Origin of the sequence: Pseudonocardia sulfidoxydans NBRC 16205, from assembly GCF_007989085.1 — a bacterium.
GTDB lineage: Bacteria > Actinomycetota > Actinomycetes > Mycobacteriales > Pseudonocardiaceae > Pseudonocardia > Pseudonocardia sulfidoxydans.
Map to the genome: position 1 here is coordinate 25845 of NZ_BJVJ01000010.1, position 16280 is coordinate 42124.

15 protein-coding genes are annotated in these 16280 nt (G+C 73.5%); 5 read left to right on the top strand and 10 right to left on the bottom strand.

From position 1 onward, the window contains the following. Positions 1–9: 9 nt before the first annotated feature. The 3 genes from PSU4_RS07505 to PSU4_RS07515 all read right to left on the bottom strand — a co-directional run bounded on the left by PSU4_RS07505 (position 10) and on the right by PSU4_RS07515 (position 3213). The gene (locus tag PSU4_RS07505) at positions 10–1563 is read right to left on the bottom strand and encodes a glycosyltransferase family 2 protein (RefSeq protein WP_222596197.1); all 1554 of its coding nucleotides are present in this window, start codon (positions 1561–1563) and stop codon (positions 10–12) included. 437 nt (positions 1564–2000) lie between these two features. Then, the gene (locus PSU4_RS07510; RefSeq protein ID WP_147104036.1) at positions 2001–2462 is read right to left on the bottom strand and encodes a peptidoglycan-binding domain-containing protein; all 462 of its coding nucleotides are present in this window, start codon (positions 2460–2462) and stop codon (positions 2001–2003) included. Positions 2463–2619: 157 nt separating this feature from the next. Beyond that, positions 2620–3213, bottom strand: a complete 594-nt coding sequence (locus tag PSU4_RS07515) for a hypothetical protein (RefSeq protein WP_147104039.1) — start codon at positions 3211–3213, stop codon at positions 2620–2622. Between the two features lie 111 nt (positions 3214–3324). Between PSU4_RS07515 and PSU4_RS07520 the strand changes: the two genes are divergently transcribed. Both PSU4_RS07520 and PSU4_RS07525 read left to right on the top strand, forming a co-directional pair. Beyond that, on the top strand, positions 3325–4497 hold the full coding sequence (locus PSU4_RS07520; RefSeq protein WP_147104042.1) for a sensor histidine kinase: 1173 nt from the start codon (positions 3325–3327) through the stop codon (positions 4495–4497). Beyond that, positions 4494–5132 carry a response regulator transcription factor gene (locus PSU4_RS07525; RefSeq protein ID WP_147104045.1) on the top strand — a complete coding sequence of 213 codons (639 nt, stop codon included), beginning with the start codon at positions 4494–4496 and terminating at the stop codon, positions 5130–5132. The genes PSU4_RS07520 and PSU4_RS07525 overlap by 4 nt, the downstream gene beginning before the upstream one ends. A 174-nt stretch (positions 5133–5306) precedes the next feature. On the opposite strand, the gene PSU4_RS07530 is transcribed toward PSU4_RS07525, so the two are convergent. The 4 genes from PSU4_RS07530 to thiD all read right to left on the bottom strand — a co-directional run bounded on the left by PSU4_RS07530 (position 5307) and on the right by thiD (position 9999). Next, positions 5307–6122, bottom strand: a complete 816-nt coding sequence (locus tag PSU4_RS07530; protein WP_147104048.1) for an FAD binding domain-containing protein — start codon at positions 6120–6122, stop codon at positions 5307–5309. Further along, positions 6119–6664 (bottom strand): (2Fe-2S)-binding protein, encoded by a 546-nt coding sequence (locus PSU4_RS07535; RefSeq protein WP_281290663.1) that lies wholly within the window; start codon positions 6662–6664, stop codon positions 6119–6121. The genes PSU4_RS07530 and PSU4_RS07535 overlap by 4 nt, the downstream gene beginning before the upstream one ends. A gap of 5 nt (positions 6665–6669) precedes the next feature. After that, complete coding sequence (locus PSU4_RS07540) at positions 6670–8940, bottom strand: xanthine dehydrogenase family protein molybdopterin-binding subunit (RefSeq protein ID WP_147104054.1); 2271 nt, start codon at positions 8938–8940, stop codon at positions 6670–6672. A 192-nt stretch (positions 8941–9132) separates the two neighbouring features. After that, positions 9133–9999 (bottom strand): bifunctional hydroxymethylpyrimidine kinase/phosphomethylpyrimidine kinase, encoded by an 867-nt coding sequence (gene thiD / locus PSU4_RS07545; RefSeq protein WP_147104057.1) that lies wholly within the window; start codon positions 9997–9999, stop codon positions 9133–9135. A gap of 185 nt (positions 10000–10184) precedes the next feature. Here thiD and PSU4_RS07550 point away from each other — a divergent pair, with 185 nt between their 5' ends. Then, entirely contained in the window at positions 10185–10619 is a 435-nt protein-coding gene (locus PSU4_RS07550) for a nitroreductase family deazaflavin-dependent oxidoreductase (RefSeq protein ID WP_147104060.1), read from the top strand. Positions 10620–10672: 53 nt separating this feature from the next. Here PSU4_RS07550 and PSU4_RS07555 read toward each other — a convergent pair whose 3' ends face one another. Together PSU4_RS07555 and PSU4_RS07560 are read right to left on the bottom strand one after the other, a co-directional pair. Further along, positions 10673–12796, bottom strand: coding sequence for an FtsX-like permease family protein (locus PSU4_RS07555; protein ID WP_147104065.1), 2124 nt, complete (start codon positions 12794–12796; stop codon positions 10673–10675). After that, positions 12793–13533 carry an ABC transporter ATP-binding protein gene (locus PSU4_RS07560; protein ID WP_147104067.1) on the bottom strand — a complete coding sequence of 247 codons (741 nt, stop codon included), beginning with the start codon at positions 13531–13533 and terminating at the stop codon, positions 12793–12795. The genes PSU4_RS07555 and PSU4_RS07560 overlap by 4 nt, the downstream gene beginning before the upstream one ends. Before the next feature lie 218 nt (positions 13534–13751). Between PSU4_RS07560 and PSU4_RS07565 the strand changes: the two genes are divergently transcribed. Together PSU4_RS07565 and PSU4_RS07570 are read left to right on the top strand one after the other, a co-directional pair. Further along, positions 13752–14906, top strand: coding sequence for a sensor histidine kinase (locus PSU4_RS07565; RefSeq protein ID WP_186816796.1), 1155 nt, complete (start codon positions 13752–13754; stop codon positions 14904–14906). Then, positions 14903–15544, top strand: a complete 642-nt coding sequence (locus tag PSU4_RS07570; RefSeq protein WP_147104073.1) for a response regulator — start codon at positions 14903–14905, stop codon at positions 15542–15544. Before PSU4_RS07565 ends, PSU4_RS07570 begins: the two co-directional genes overlap by 4 nt. 59 nt (positions 15545–15603) lie before the next feature. Here PSU4_RS07570 and PSU4_RS07575 read toward each other — a convergent pair whose 3' ends face one another. Beyond that, positions 15604–16176, bottom strand: a complete 573-nt coding sequence (locus tag PSU4_RS07575; RefSeq protein WP_147104076.1) for a peptide deformylase — start codon at positions 16174–16176, stop codon at positions 15604–15606. Positions 16177–16280 lie beyond the last annotated feature (104 nt).

Consider the following 16280-nt stretch of genomic DNA (forward strand, 5'->3'; position numbering starts at 1 on the left):
ATCCTTCGTCTAGTTCCAGCGCTTGGTCTTGCGGGTGAGTGAGTCCCAGTAGGCCTTCACGTGACAGGCCTGCAGGAAGTAGTCGAGGATCAGCTCGTACATCGTCGCGGCGAGGAGCATCTGTCTCCAGCCCCGGTAGCGGACGGTCACGACTCGCTCGACGACGAACACGACGCTGACGGCCAGCCAGAACGGGTGGATGTGCAGCCCGCCGAACACCGCGGCCCACAGCAGCGTCCCCAGGTAGGCGACGGACACGAGGCAGCCGAGCATCGTGAACAGCTGCCGTCCCCAGTAGCGCCACGTCACGCGGGTCATGCCGTACTGCAGGCAGTTCTCCACCGCGCCGCGCTTCCACCGCAGCCGCTGCTTCCACAGGTCGCGCCAGCTCTCCATCACCTCGGTGGTGAGCGTGCACTGCACCGGCGAGATGATCCGGTGGCCGAGGTGCAGCAGCGCGAACGTCAGCTCGTTGTCCTCGGTCAGCACGGTGGTGTCGTAGACCCCGCCGCGGCCGTCACCGGCGGGCAACCGGCCGTCCAACCGGGCCTCGACGACCTGGCGCAGCATGCCGACCTTGAACAGCGCCGCGGTTCCGGTGATGACGAGGCACCGACCGTTGAGCCGGTTCACGTCGCGGGCGTATCGCGCGTACTCGTTGCGCTGCAGGTGTCCGACGAACCCGCCGCCCTCGCCGCCGCGGAACACCCCACCGACGCCGCCGTAGCCGCGTCGCAGGTAGAACAGCGCGGCCTCCAGGAAGTGGGGGTCGAGCAGGCTGTCGGCGTCCTGGACCAGGACGACGTCGTCGTCGGTGAGGGTCGGGAACAACCGGGCGAGCACCTGGTTGAGGGCACCGGCCTTCTTGTCGGAGTTGTCGACGGTCTCGACCACCTCGACACCGAGATCGCGACCGATCGACGGCGTCGCGTCGGTGCTGTTGTCGGAGACGACGACGATCCGGTCGGGTGGGCTGGTCTGACCGCGCAGCCCGGCGATCGCATCGGGCAGCGTCTCCTGCTCGTTGTGGGCGGGCAGCAGCGCGACGAGGATCGGTTGCCGACGACGGTTGCGCACCACTGCGATCGGTCGCGTCAGCGACTCCAGCGCCGCGCGCAGCGACCCCTCCGCTGCCGGAGGGCGCGGGGGGACGGTCCTGCGCGCAGGGTCGGCCCGGTCGACGAGGGCGCGCCCCGTCCGACGCGACGGTGAGGGGTGGAGCGGGACGGTCGGGGAGAACAGCGCTGCCGGCGGCACCGTGGTCGGCAGCGCCGTCGTCGGCAGCGCCGTCGTCAGCAGCTCTGTCTGCGGGTCCGGCGCCGTTTCTGGTCGGCGTGGCGACGGGACCGGGCGGACACGCTCGTCGAGGGCCGCGGCGGCGGTGTGCCGACCGGTCCCGGGTTCGGGGACGACCACTGCCGGCTGCGCGGTGCGGCGCCGTGGCGCAGGAGAGGGACGGACACCCGCGGCGCGGTGCCTGCCCGCGGACTCGGGGCGGCGCGCCTGGGCGGGGATGCGGACGGTCTCCTCGAGGAGGTCGGAGCCCGGCGCCGCACTACTCACACCCTCCAAAGAGGACTCACTCCTTCTGCGAAGCCCGAGGGGATCGCGACTCGACACATCGACCGGTGGTGCTGAGCATCGGCCGTCTCGCGATGGGGAGCGTCCGGGCGGTGCAAAGGTGACTTCGGATGATGCCCCCCTGCCGTTACCCCGAACGCCGACCCGGCGACTCCGTACAGTGACGAACGGCGGATCATCTACCTCCGAACGTGGCGCCGATCAGCGCAGTCGAGCTACGACACACCGACCACTGCCTGCCCGATTTAGTAGCTTCTGTCGGCTTTCTCGAGGCTCTCGTGAAACTCTCAGAATTGCTCGTGCCGAGACGGCGTGTCCCCGTCGTCGGCGTGGCGCGCCGCGAGCCCGGCGGAGTTCTTCCGAACGGCACGGAGCCCGCGCCCTGTGCGGGCGCGGGCTGTCCGCGTGGGATCGGGTGCTCAGCCGCCCATCTGGTTGTTGCCGTTGGCCAGGAAGTTGGCCAGGGCGGCCTGGGTGGCGGCGTTCATCGTGCCGGTCTGGGGCAGGTGCGCGTCGCGCTGCAGGTAGGTGATCGCCTGCGTCGTCTGTGTGTTCATGACGCCGGTGACCGGGCCCTCGTAGTAGTTCAGCCGGCCCAGTTCCTTCTGCAGCGTCTCGATCGCGGCCGACGGCGCAACCGGGGTGACGGGCTCGACCGGCGTCACGCTGTGGGACGGGGTGTGGCTGGTGGAGTGCGAGATCGGCGCGATCTGCGGTGCGGCGGGGGTCGCGCTCGGCGTGCTGCCGCCGAAGCCGATCACCAGGCCGGTGACGATGCCCGCGACGGCGATGCCGGCGGCGGAGAAGGCGACGACCTTGCGGGTCCGGGACGGGCCGGCGGGGGTGGAGGGGGTGCTGGTGGGGGCGGTCTGGGTGCTCATGGCCGGTGCTCCTTCGAGGTGTTCCGGGGGTGTTTCCCCGATGCCTCGAGGTTCGTCCTCGCAGGCCACGGGCACCGTCGACCGACCGACCGGCGCACGGGACGACCGTCGTGTCCGCCGATCGACGGACACGACGGTCCCCCTGCGGTTCGGGGCCTCAGCCCTTGCTCGGCTCACGGTCTTGCGGCGGCGACACCGTCGTCCACAACGGACCGACGACGAACCAGATCACGGTGACGAGGACGACCCGGCCGCCCCACGTCCAGAACGGGTCGGCGAGCCAGGCCGCGGGAGCGGGTACGACGAGTCCGCCGACGAGTGCGACCACCGCCATCACGACGAGCGCGATCACCCCAGCGACCAGCATCTTCCGCCATTCGCGCCACTCGTGCGCGACCTTGGCCGGGCCGTACCTCGGCGCCTTCGCGGGCGCCGGGCCGCCCGCGAAGCGGTGTGCCATCCGGACGTCGGCCCAGCGGATCATCGAGTGTCCGAACGCGACGGTGACGCCCAGGTACACGGCGGCCAGCCCGTGGGTGAGTCCCGGCCGGGTGCCACCGGCGACGTCGACGATCGACGCGGTGACCAGCACGAGGTCGAGCACCGGGACAAGCAGCAGGAGCACGGCACTCGTCCTGCGGAGCCGCAGCACGTACCGGGCCAGCAGGCCCGCCCCCAGCAGTATCCAGAAACCGGCCTCGCACGCCGCGATCAGCACGACGAGCGGGTTCTCGTTCACGAAGTCCCCCATGGCATCGAGCGTCGGTGACGCCGGGGGCGGTGTCGTCGGTCGTCGGACCGATCATCGCGGCGGCCGGCGTACATCCTTCGAGGGACGCGGGCGCCGGGCGGGCGTGCTCTGATGGACGACGTGCCCCTGCTCGCACGCGACTCCGCCGCGGCGGCGGGCTATCTCGTCGCCGGGCTCGTGCTCATGCTGTTCGTGCCGGACGTCCGCATCTCCTGGGAGGCGGCGCCGCCTCCGCCGGGAGCGGCGGCGGTCGTGGTGCTCGTGGTCGCGTGTGCCGCGGAGGTGCTGCGCCGCACCGCGCCGCTGGTCGGGCTGGCGATCTCGGTCGCGACGTTCGCCGCGGGCATCGTCCTGGGCGCCACCGACCTCGGTGTCCTGCTGATCTTCACCGACCTCCTCTACTGCGCCGTCCTGTTCACCTCGCGCCGCGTCAGCCGGGCGGTGTCGGGGGCGGCGGGTGCGGGGATCGTCGCGGTCGTCGTGCTGAGCCTCGTGTCCGGTGACGGCCGCGCAGCCCTCTACGGGCTGCTCAACGCCGCGCTCCTGTTCGCCATCCCCGTCATGTGGGCGTCGGAGGTCCGACGGCACCGCACTCTTGCCGACGCCGAACGCGACCGCGCGGAGCAGGCAGAACGGATGGCCGCGCTCGACCGGGAGGCTGCCGTCGCGGCCGAGCGCACCCGGATGGCCCGCGACCTGCACGACGTCGTCGCCGGGCAGTTGTCGGCGATCGCGCTGCAGTCCGCCGCGGCGCTCAACCTCCCCGATGCCGACGCGCCCGCCCTGCGCCGCGTCCTGGGTTCGGTGCGGGAGCAGTCGGTGGCCTCGCTCGGCGAGATGCGGGCGATGATCACGTTGCTGCGCGACGGCCACGACGCCGACCCGCCGGCCGCGCCCGCCCGGCTCGACGACCTGGGCCCGCTGCTCGGCCCGGCCCGCGCCACCGGCCTCGACGTGAGGCTCGACGACTCCCGCCGCGGTGCGCCGACCCGGGCGGCCGTCGAGCTGGCGGCGCACCGGATCGTGGCGGAGTCACTCACCAACGCCGCGAAGCACGCGCCCGGGTCGACGGTCCGGGTCGCGTTGTCCGACAAGGGTTCCGCGCTGGTGGTGGAGGTCGCGAACACGGCCGGGTCCCGCCCGTCGACGGGGGTGGGTGGCGCGGGTACGGGCCTCGCCGGGCTCGGCGAACGCGCGGCCGCGGTCGGCGGCACGCTGCACGCCGGACCCGCCGACGACGGCTGGCTCGTCCGCGCCGAACTGCCGCTGGAGGGTGCGTCGTGATCCGTGTCGTCGTCGCCGACGACCAGGCCGCCGTCCGCGCCGGGCTGGTCATGATCCTCGACTCGGCACCCGACGTGGAGGTCGTCGGTGAGGCTTCCGACGGCGCCCAGGCCGTCCGGGCGGCGACGTCGCTGCGCCCCGACGTCGTGCTCATGGACATCCGGATGCCCGGTGTCGACGGCATCGCCGCGACCCGCGAGCTCACCGCCGCGGGCATCGCCGAGGTGCTGGTCCTCACGACGTTCGACCTCGACGACCTGGTCGACGGGGCGCTCGCGGCCGGGGCGGCCGGGTTCCTGCTCAAGACGGTCGACGCTCCCGCGCTCGTCGACGCCGTCCGTTCGGTCGCGCGTGGCGACGGGGTGCTCGCCCCCGAGGTGACCCGTCGCGTCCTCGCCCGGCTGTCGGCCCGTCCTGCCCGCCCGGCGGTCCCCGGTGTCGACGACCTGACCGCCCGCGAACGCGACGTCCTCGGCTGTCTGGGTCGCGGGCTGTCGAACGCCGCGATCGCCGACGAGCTCGTCATCACCGAGGCCACCGCCAAGACGCACGTGTCCCGGGTGCTCGCGAAGCTCGGCCTGCGCTCGCGCACCCAGGCCGCGCTGGCGGCGCAGGACGCGGGCCTGGTCCCGTGACTGCAGGCGCTGCCGCGGCCCGGGCAAGAACCCGCGCGCAACCTCACCGCTGTTTCCGCGGCCGAAACCAACCGTCAGGTTGCGCGCGGGGTCTCGGCGCAGGGCGTCTCCGCGGGGCCGGGACGCACGACGGTCCCCTGCCGAACCCGGCAGGGGACCGTCCGCGTGCAGGGCCTACCGACCGGCGGCGGTCTCCAGCGCGCGACGGGTCAGGACCCGCGCGAGGTTGCGGCGGTACTCCGGGGTGCCGGCGGTGTCGGTCGGGGGCTCGGTGCCCTCGCCCGCGAGCGCGGCGGCGTCGGCGATCGAGCGCCCCTCCGCCAGCGCCGCCTCGGTCGCACTGGCGCGCAGGGGCGTCGAACCCATGTTGACCAGCCCGACCCGCCCGTCGACGACAGCGACCGCGACGATGGCCCAGTCGTTGGCGCGGCGGGTGAACTTCTCGTACGCCCAGCCCGCGGACCCGGTGCGCGGCACCCGGATCTCGACGATCAGCTCGTCGGGCTCCTTGGCCGTGGTGAACACGCCGGTCCAGAACTCGGTGGCGGGCACCGTGCGCTCCCCGCGCGGCGAGCGCAGGACGATCGTCGCGTCGAGGGCGAGGACCGCGGCGGGCAGGTCGGAGGCCGGGTCGCCGTGGGCGAGCGAGCCGCCCAGGGTGCCGCGGTGGCGGACCTGCGGGTCGCCGACCGTCCGCGCGACGGCGGGCAGCAGCGGCACCTCGGCGGCGAGGACGTCGGAGACCTCGACGTCGTGGTGTCGTGTCCCCGCGCCGATGGCGACCTCGTCGCCGTCGACCCGGATGTAGTTCAGCTCGCGGAGCCGTCCGATGTCGACGATCAGCTCCGGCGCGGCCAGGCGCAGCTTCATGACCGGCAGCAGCGAGTGCCCGCCCGCCATGATCGTGGCGTCGTCGCCGTGCTCGGCGAGCAGCGCGAGTGCGCCGTCGACCGAGTCGGGGCGGGCGTACTCGAACCCGACGGGGATCACGAGCCACTCCCGACGGAGAACCCGGGTGCGGTGCGCGCGTCGTCGCTCAGCGCCTCGATCTCCTGCTCGGCGTCGGGGTCCTTGCCCGCGGCGACGAGCGCGGCACGCACGATGTTGTGGTAGCCGGTGCAGCGGCAGAGGTTGCCCTCCAGCCCCTCCCGGACCGCGCGCTCGTCGAGGTCCGGGTTCTCGGCGATCAGACCGGTCACGGCCATGACCATGCCCGGCGTGCAGAACCCGCACTGCAGACCGTGCTCGGCACGGAACGCGGCGGTGACCGGGTGGTCGAGGGAGTCGCCGCTCTCTCCGGCGAGACCCTCCATCGTCGTGACCGCGAGCTGGTCGGCCTGCACCGCGAGCACGGTGCAGGACTTGACCGACTCGCCGTCGAGCAGGACCGTGCACGCCCCGCAGGACGTGGTGTCGCAGCCGATGTTGGTGGCCTTGAGCCCGACGTTCTCGCGCAGGTAGTGCGCCAGCAGCAGCCGGGGCTCGACCTCGTCGGTGGTGGTGCGGCCGTTGACGGTGATCTCGACCTTCACGCCTGTCATCCGTCCTCCTTCACGGCGTCCTGGATGGCCTCCCACACCCGCAGCGGGGTGGTCGGCATGTCGATGTGGCGGATCCCGAGGTGCGCGAGCGCGTCGACGACGGCGCTCTGCACCGCGGGGGCGGAGCCGATGGTCCCGGCCTCACCGATCCCCTTGAAGCCCAAGGGGTTGATGGGGGTGGGCGTCTCCATGGTGACGAGGTCGAAGCTCGGCAGCTCGGCCGCCGACGGGAAGCCGTAGTCGGCGAAGGTCGCGGTGAGCGGCTGCCCGTCGGGGTCGAACACGACCTCCTCCAGCATCGCCTGCGCGATGCCCTGGGCGATGCCGCCGTGGCGCTGGCCCTCGCAGAGCAGCGGGTTGAGCACGGGCCCGGCGTCGTCGACCGCCCAGATGCGTTCGACGGTGACCTTGCCGGTCTCGGTGTCGACCTCGACGACGGCGACGTGCGACCCGAAGGGGAACGTCGCCTTCTTGCCGTCCCAGACCGTCTTGACCTTGAGCTCCTCGCGCTCGGCGAGCTGCGCGAAGGTGACGGTCGGCGAGCCGGGGGCGCCGCGGACGACGATCGCGGCGTTGGTGGTGTCGACCTCGAGGTCCTCGACGGACGCCTCGAGGATCTCGGCGGCGCGCTGCTTGGCGAGGTCGATGAGCTCGAGCGAGGCCTGGTGGACGGCGACGCCGCCGGTCTGCAGGCTGCGCGAGCCCATCGTGCCGCCGCCCTCGGGGACGTGGTCGGTGTCGCCGTGGCGGACCGTGATCTTCTCGACGGGGATTCCGAGCTGCTCGCTGGCGAGCATCGCCCAGGCCGTGGCGTGGCCCTGGCCGTGCGGCGACGTGCCCGTCCAGACCAGGGCGGTGCCGTCCGCGTGCACCTCGACGGAGGCGTTCTCGACGAACGCCCCACCGCCGGTGATCTCGACGTACGACGAGACGCCGATACCGATCTGCTTGGCGTCGCCCCGCTCGCGGCGGGCCTTCTGGACCTCGCGCAGCGTGGCGTAGTCGCTGGCCTCGAGCGCGAGGTCGATGGCCTTGGCGTACTCGCCGGAGTCGTACTCGACGCCACCCTTGGTGGTGAAGGGGAACTTCTCCGGGGCGACGACGTTGATCTTGCGGACCTCGGCCGGGTCCATCCCGATCTCGGCGGCGAACAGGTCCATGGCCCGCTCGATCGCCGACGTGGCCTCGGGACGGCCGGCGCCGCGGTAGGCGGCCGTCGACGTCGTGTTGGTGACGACGACCGTCGCCCGCGAGTCGACCTTCTCGATGTCGTAGGTGCCGGGCGCCATCATGCGCGTGAACACCGGCAGGAACACGCCGAGGCGCGGGTAGGCGCCGGCGTCGGCGATGACGTCGAGCCGGTAGGCCTTCACCCGGCCGTCGCGGCTGCCGCCGATGGTGATGGTCTGGCGCTGGTCGCGCCCCTGGACCATCCCGGTCATGTTCTCCGAGCGGCTCTCGCTCCAGCGGACCGGTCGGCCGGTGTGCCGGGCCAGCCACGCGACGAGCGCGAACTCGGGATCGGCGCCGATCTTGGCGCCGAAGCCGCCACCGACGTCGGGGAGGATGACGTGGATCTGTGACGCGTCGACGCCCAGCCACCCGGCCACCTCGTCGCGCGCGCCCTGCGCGTTCTGGTTGGAGACGAACAGGGTGCAGCGCCCGTCGTCACCCCAGACGGCCGAGGCGGCGCGCGTCTCCAGCGACGCCGCGGCGACCCGCTGGTTGATGATCTCCCGGGTGACGACGACCTCGCAGTCGGCGAAGAAGTCGGGGTCCGGGTCTTCTTTGTTGTAGACGCTGCACGTGTTCGTGCCGGCGTCGGGGAACAGCAGGTTCTCGTCCTTGAGGGCCTCGCGGACGTCGACGACGGCCGGCAACGGCTCGTAGTCGACGTCGACGAGCTCGGCGGCGTCGGGGCCCTGGTAGCGCTCCTCGGTGAGGACCGCGGCCACGGGCTCGCCGACGAAGCGCACCCGCTCGGTGGCCAGCCAGGGGCGGACCATCTGCTTGGGTGCGCCCCCGAACAGGAGTGGGGCCGGCAGGTCGATGTCGGCACCGGTCAGGACCGCGACGACGCCGGGGGCCTCGCGGGCCGCCTCGACGTCGATCGAGGTGATCGTCGCGTGTGCGATCGGGGAGCGGACCAGCGTGAGGTGCAGCGCTCCGCTGAGCCGCTCGTCTGTCAGGTCGTCGGTGTATGTCGCGCCTCGCGTGAGGAACACCGGATCCTCTACGCGGACGACGCGCGTCCCCATGATGCTCATCAAGGGCGAGACTAGCCCCGCCCCGGTGGACGCGTCGGCGCGCGGATTGTCCGACGACGCCGACCGACCAGCAGCTTCAGTAAGGCTACCCTGTCCGACGCCGAACACCGACCCGCACAGCCGGTTCGGTTCGCACTGGGCATCCGCAGCTGCGGACCTGGACAGCGCGGGCCGGTGGCTCACGTCACCGGCTCAGGACGGCTCGTTCCACCAGTCCCGCACCGTCCACAAGGGCGACACCGGGCCGTGCCCCGCACCCAACGGATAGGAGTTGCGGACGGCCTCCACGATGTAGCGCTTCCCGAACGCGACGGCCTCGCCGACCGACAGCCCACGCGCGAGCCCCGACGCGATCGCCGCCGCCATCGAGTCGCCACCACCGTGGGTGTTGCCCGTGTCGAAGCGCGGTCCGGGCAGCTCGGTGAACGTGTGCCCGTCGTAGAGCAGGTCGATGCAGCCGTCGACGTCCTCGGCCAGGTGCCCGCCCTTCACCAGGACGTTGCGCGGCCCCAGCCCGTGCAGCACCTTCGCCGCCTCGTACTGGCCCGCCCGGTCGTGCACGTCGATGCCGACGAGCAGTCGCACCTCGTCGAGGTTCGGCGTGACCAGGGTGGCGCGGGGGAACAGCAGCCCGCGGAAGGCGTCGAGGGCGGAGTCGGCGAGCAGCTGGTCGCCGTGCATCGAGGCCGCCACCGGGTCGATCACGAGCGGTGTCGCGTGGGCGGCGCCGATCCCGTTGTCGTCGCAGGCGGCCGCGACGGCCTCGATGATCTCCGCACCTGCCAGCATGCCGGTCTTGGCGGCGTCGAGGCCGATGTCGGAGGCGACGGCGGCGATCTGCGCCGCGACCGTCTCGGGCGGGATCGGGTGCACACCGGTCACGCCGACGGAGTTCTGCACCGTCACCGCGCACACCGCGAGGCAGCCGTGCACCCCGCACGCGGCGAAGGTCCGCAGGTCGGCGGCGATGCCCGCGCCGCCCCCGGAGTCGGTGCCCGCGATCGTCAGCACCCGCGGCGGGGTGACCCCGACCGTCGGCAGTGGACCCGACGTTCTCATGGGACAGCCTCCCTCGCCGGCATTACCCGGCCGGTTCAGCGGTCGACGGCTCCGGCCGCCCTCTCAGCCCCCCACCCGGAGCTCCCGCGTTGCTCTTACGTGCGTCGTCGACGGTAGCCCACCGGCCGCCGACGTCATGCCCCCGCACGGAATAGATCCGGACCCGCCGGGGAGTTGCTCCGGACATGGCAGCGAACAACGAGGTCGAGCTCAGCCCCGAGGGCTGGGTGCGTGGCCAGACCGAGAAGATCCTCGAGACCGGGACGACCGGCAGCGTCGACATCGGGGGCCGCCCCGTGGTTCTGGTGACGATGAAGGGCGCCAAGACCGGCAAGCTGCGCTACGTGCCCCTGATGCGGGTCGAGCACGACGGGCACTACGCCCTCGTCGCCTCCAAGGGCGGGGCCGCCGAGCACCCGGTCTGGTACCACAACCTGCGCGCCAACCCGACCGTCACGCTGCAGGACGGGACCGAGGCGGGCGAGTACTCGGTTCGCGAGGTCGACGGAACCGAGCGGGAGCAGTGGTGGGAGCGCTCCGTCGCGGCCTTCCCGAACTACGCCGAGTACCAGACGAAGACCGACCGCCGGATCCCCGTCTTCGTCCTCGACCCGGCCTGACGACCTGTGAGTGGCAATAGTCGCTATCGCGACTATTGCCACTCACGACTCCGTCAGGCGCCCAGCGCGCGGATCGGCGGGACCCGGCCCGCGCGGATCGCCGGGGCGAGCGCGGCCAGCACCGCGACGAGCACGACGCCCACCCCGAGCACCGCGAGCTCCACCCCCGGCAGCGACCCGGTGCCCGGGTCGAACCCCACCGACTTCAGCGCGAGGAACCCGTACAACGAGCCCAGGACCACGCCCAGCACCGCGGCGGCCAGCGCGCTGCACGCCGCCTCCCACGCCACCATCGCGCGCACACCCCCGCGGGTGAGCCCGACCGCGCGCAGCAGGCCCGTCTCCCGGGTCCGCTCGGTGACCGACAACGTCAGCGTCACCCCCACCCCGACGACCGCCACCAGCACCGTCATCCCCACCAGACCCAGCCCGACGCCGCGCAGCACCGCCAGCTCCTCGGCCAGGTCGGCACGCACGTCGGCGGCGTAGACGACGACCGCGGTCGAGTCCGGGCCCAACGCCCGGTCGACAGCGGCGCGCAGGGCGGTGTCGTCGACACCCGGGGCGGGGTCGACGAGTACCTTCTCCCCGTTCTCCTGCACCCGCAGCGCAGGGTCGGCGGCCAGCTGCGCGAGTGTCGCCGGCAGGTCGGTCGCGGTCACCTGCACCGCGCTCGGCAGCCGATCGGAGATCGACTTCTGGGCGGACGCGTCGACACTCGCCACCCCCACCAGCAGCGCCGACGTCAGCCCCACGCCCAAGGTCAGGACCGTGACCGTGGCGGCGGTGCGCCGCGGCACCTGACCCGCGTTGGCGACGGCCATCCGCCCCGGCGCCCGCCCGACGGCCGCGACGACCCGCCCGACCGTCGCCGCCAGCCCGCCCATCAGCAACGGGCCCAGCGCGACCAGCGCGGCGAACGTCGCCAGCCCGGACGCGGCCGCGGCGATCAGCCCGGCCTCCCCGTCGCTGCCGGCCCCCACGAGCGCCAGGAGCACCGCCGCCACCGCCGCGCCCGTCGCAACCACCGCCCGACGGCCCCGCCGCGACGGCCCCGCCTCGCTCGTCGCCGCCTCCCCGAGGGCGGCGACCGGCGGGGTGCGGCCCGCCGCGAGCGCCGGTCCGACCGCGGCGACGACCGTCGCCACGACGGCGAGCAGCACACAACCCGCGAGTCCTCCCCAGGACAGCACGAGCGGGCCACCGCCCACCGCCGCGACGACGATCTCCCCCACCCCGACCGCGGCACCTGCCCCCAGCAGGCCCGCGACCAGTCCCGACACCGCCGCCTCGGCCAGCACCGCCCGCACGACGTCGCTGCTGCGCGCCCCCACGCACCGCAGCAACGCCAGCTGGGTGCGGCGCTGGGTCAGCAGGATGCGGAACGTCGACCCCACGACGACCACGGCCGCGATCAGCGCCAGCCCGGTGAACACCGACACCCCGCTGACGACGGCCGCCGCCCTGGTCGAGCCGCTCTCCCGCTCGGCGGCGCGCTGCTCGTCGCCGGACCGGACCATGGCGTCGGCGGGCAGCTGGGCCCGGACCGCCGCGGCGTCGGCGCCCGCCACGTCGACCTGGTCGAGCGAACCGCCCAGTGCCGCAACGGCGGCCGGGGTCGCGACGATCATGTTGGTGCCGACGTTCGGCAGCTCCGCGACACCGGTGACCGTCAGGCGCTGCTCCCCCACCGTCAGCACCGATCCGGGACGGACGTCGCCCCGGGCCGCGGTGGCCGCGGAGACCAGTGCCTCGTCGTCGGCGGCCGGGAGCCGGCCCGCGACCGGCGGCGCGGACAGCCGCGTCAGCGGCCCCGTCATCGGGTCCGACCTCAGCAACCACGAGCCCGCCCCCGCCGCCCCGCCGACCGGCGCCAGCCCGCTCCACACTCCCACCGCGTCGGTGACGCCGGGTGTGGCCGCGATCCGCGCGACCGTCGCGGCGTCGACGTCGCCCCGGACGACGACGGACGCCGACGCAGGCGTCACCACCGACTGCGCCTCCAGCGTCGAGGACAGCGTGCCGCCGAGCAGCAGCGTGCCGGCGGCGAAGAACGTCGCGACCAGGACCGCAAGCCCCGTGAGGACGACGCGGCCCGGATGGCGGCGGGCGTCGGCCAGCAGCGCCCCCGCAGCCGCCCGGCCTCCCCCACGCCCGCCGCCTGCCCGCCCGCTCACGCCGCCGCCCCCGACAGCGACGACAGCGCGGCCAGCACCGTCTCCGGGCGCGGGTCGCGCAGCGACCCCGCGACGCGGCCGTCGCGCAGCAGCAGCACCCCGTCGGCGAACGACGCCGCGACGGGGTCGTGGGTGACCATGACGACAGAACGGCCGAGCTCGCGGACCGAGGTCCGCAGCAGGTCGAGCAGCTCGTGGCCGGACGTCGTGTCCAGGTTGCCCGTCGGCTCGTCGGCGAACACGATCTCGGGCCGCCCGAGCAGCGCCCGCGCGACGGCGACGCGCTGCTGCTGACCGCCCGACAGCTCCGACGGCCGGTGGTCGAGGCGGTCACCGATGCCGAGCAGGTCGATCAGCGAGGCCCGCCACATCGGGTCGGGTCTGCGGCCGGCGAGCCGCGCGGGCAGGTCGATGTTCTGCGCGGCGGTGAGCTGCGGCAGCAGGTTGAACGACTGGAACACGAACCCGAGCCGGTCGCGGCGAACAGCGGTGAGCTGCGCGTCGGACAGCGTGCCGAGGTCGGTGTCGCCCAGCAGGACCCGCCCCGAGGTGGCGGTGTCGAGCCCGGCGAGGCAGTGCAGCAACGTCGACTTGCCGGAACCCGACGGTCCCATGACCGCGGTGAACATCCCGGCCGGGATGCGCAGGGAGACGCTGTCGAGGGCGCGCACGGCCGAGCCGCCGCGACCGTGCACCTTCACGAGGTCGACGGTCGCCGCGCAGACGCGGGCGGTCATCGGGACCTGCTCCCGAGCGTCTCCAGCAGCGGGAGTGCGGCCATCACGACGATGACCACCAGTCCGAGGGCCCATCCGGCCGTCTCCAAGAACGTCATGCCATGACGATCTCCGGCGGCGGCCGGTGTGCGCCTCGGCCACGGGACCGATCTGCGGGGCCGCGCCTCGTACTTTCGGCCGAGGGTGGCCGTCGGCCGGTCGGACCTAGGCTGACCGGCGTGATCAGCGGGACGGGCGGGGCGGAGCGGCTGCGGGCGCTGCGCTGGGCCGGGCTCGGCGTCGAGATCATCGGCTACCTCGTGTGGCTGGGCGTCGACGCCCTGTTCGTCGTGACCGGCAGCTCCCTGCCGTGGAGCGCGGCCACGGCGTTCACGGGCCTGTGCATCGTGGTGATCGTGTTGTGGCGCAGGCGCCCCGGTGTCGACGCGAAACACGTCGCGGCCGTCGCGTACGCGGCGTCGGCGGCGGCGACGTTGACGGCGCTGGTGATCGGGCAGCCCACGATGTCGTTCGGGGAGCAGCTCGCGCTGGCCGTCGTCACGGTCGCGGCCCTGCGCCACGCCGACGACCGCACGACCCTGCTGCTGTGCGCGGGCGCCGGCGTCGTGATCGTGGCGTCGCCGTACCTGCGGATCGAGATCGGTTCGACGACGACGGCGTTCACGATCCTGTCGGCGCTGGGCTGGGGCGGGACGGTCGCCATCGGGCTGGTGCTGCGCGAGGCCGGGTCACGACGGGCGTCGCTGCTCGAACGCGCCCGCGCCGACGAACGCCTGGAGCTGGCCCGCGACCTGCACGACGTCGTCGCCCACCAGGTCACCGGCATCGTCGTGGCCGCGCAGGCGGCGCGGGTCGTCGCCCCGGCCGACCCGGACGTCGCGAAAGCGTTGGCGGCCATCGAGACCGCGGGTGCCGACGCCCTCGCCGCGATGCGCGCCATGGTCGGCGTGCTGCGCGGCGGGGAGGGGGGCCGCGCGCCCGGGGCGGAGCTCGGCGGCATCCCGGAGATGGTGCGCCGCTTCGATCCCGACGGCACCCGGGTCCGGCTGATCGCCGATCCCGGGTTCGAGCACGCCGTCCTCCCGGCGGGGGTCGCGGCGACGGGCTACCGCGTCGTGCAGGAGGCGCTGACCAACGTCCGCCGCCACGCCCCGGCCGCGACCCGGGTCGAGGTCGAGGTCAGACTGCGCTCCGACGAGCTCGTCGTCGGGGTCCGCAACGACGGCGCGGGGTCCGGGTCGGCCCACCCGGCGGGGTTCGGGCTGGCGGGGATGGCCGAGCGGGTCGGGGCACTCGACGGCACCCTGCACGCGGGACCCGCCGGCGACGGTGTGTGGACGGTGACGGCGCGGCTGCCGGTGGGGGGACGATGACGATCAGCGTGCTGGTGGCCGACGACCAGGAGATGGTGCGCACCGGGTTCCGGCTGATCCTGTCGGCGGAGCCGGGTGTCGAGGTGGTCGGCGAGGCGGGGACGGGCGTCGCGGCGGTGGAGCTGGCGCGGCGGCTGCGCCCCGACGTCGTGCTCATGGACATCCGGATGCCCGAGCTGGACGGCCTGGAGGCCACCCGCGCCCTGACCGGGGACCCCGCGCCGCCGCGGATCGTGGTCGTCACGACCTTCGATCTCGACGAGTACGTCTACGGCGCGCTGCGGGCCGGGGCGTGCGGGTTCCTGCTCAAGGACGCCGGTCCGCGGCTGCTCGTCGAGGCGGTCCGCGCCGCGGCGGCGGGCGACGCCCTGGTCTCGCCGTCGGTCACGGTCCGGTTGCTGGAGCACCTGACGGCGCCGGCGTCGAAGGCGCCGAGGCTGCCGGACCCGTTGTCGCCCAGGGAGCTCGACGTCGTTCGCGCGGTGGCGAGAGGCCGCACGAACAACGAGATCGCCGCCGACCTGTTCGTCTCCCTGTCGACGGTCAAGACGCACCTGACGAACGTCCACGCCAAGCTGGGCGCCCGCAACCGCGTCGAGGTGGCGGCGTGGGCGTGGGAGAACGGGCTTCTGACCTAGCCCTGTGAGTGGCGATAGTCGCTATAGCGACTATCGCCACTCACAGGCGCCGGAGGCGCTCAGACCTCCTCGGCCCGCTGCGTCGACGGGTCCCAGGACAGGCCCGGGACGCCCCAGCCGTTGGCCTTGAGCATCTTCTTCGACGCCTTCTGGTTGCGCCCCATGAGCCGTTCGACGTAGACGTGCCCGTCGAGGTGGTCGACCTCGTGCTGGAAGCAGCGCGCCAGGAAGCCGCGGCCCTCGACCTCGACCGGCTCCCCGTCGACGTCGACACCGGTGACCTTGGCCCAGTCGGCCCGGCCGGTCGGGAACTGCTCGCCGGGGACCGAGAGGCAGCCCTCGTCGTCGTCCTCCGGGTCGGGCATCGTCTCCGGCAGCGCCGACGTCTCGATCACCGGGTTGACGACGACGCCGCGCGCCATCGACTTCGTCAGCTCGTCCGGGCAGTCGTAGACGAACACCCGCAGGCCGACGCCGACCTGGTTGGCGGCCAGCCCGACGCCGTGCGCGGCGGCCATCGTCTCGAACATGTCGTCGACGAGCTCACGCAGCGCATCGTCGAACTCCACGACCGGGGCCGTGGGGGTGTGAAGCACCGGGTCGCCGATGATGCGGATGGGGCGGACTGTCACACCTGCAGACTAGTGTCGCGCCCTGTGAGGGACGGTTCCGGGAGGCTCGTCCCCCCACTCGGCTGATGCACGATTCATGCCTCGTCGTGGCGCGTCCCTGCCCG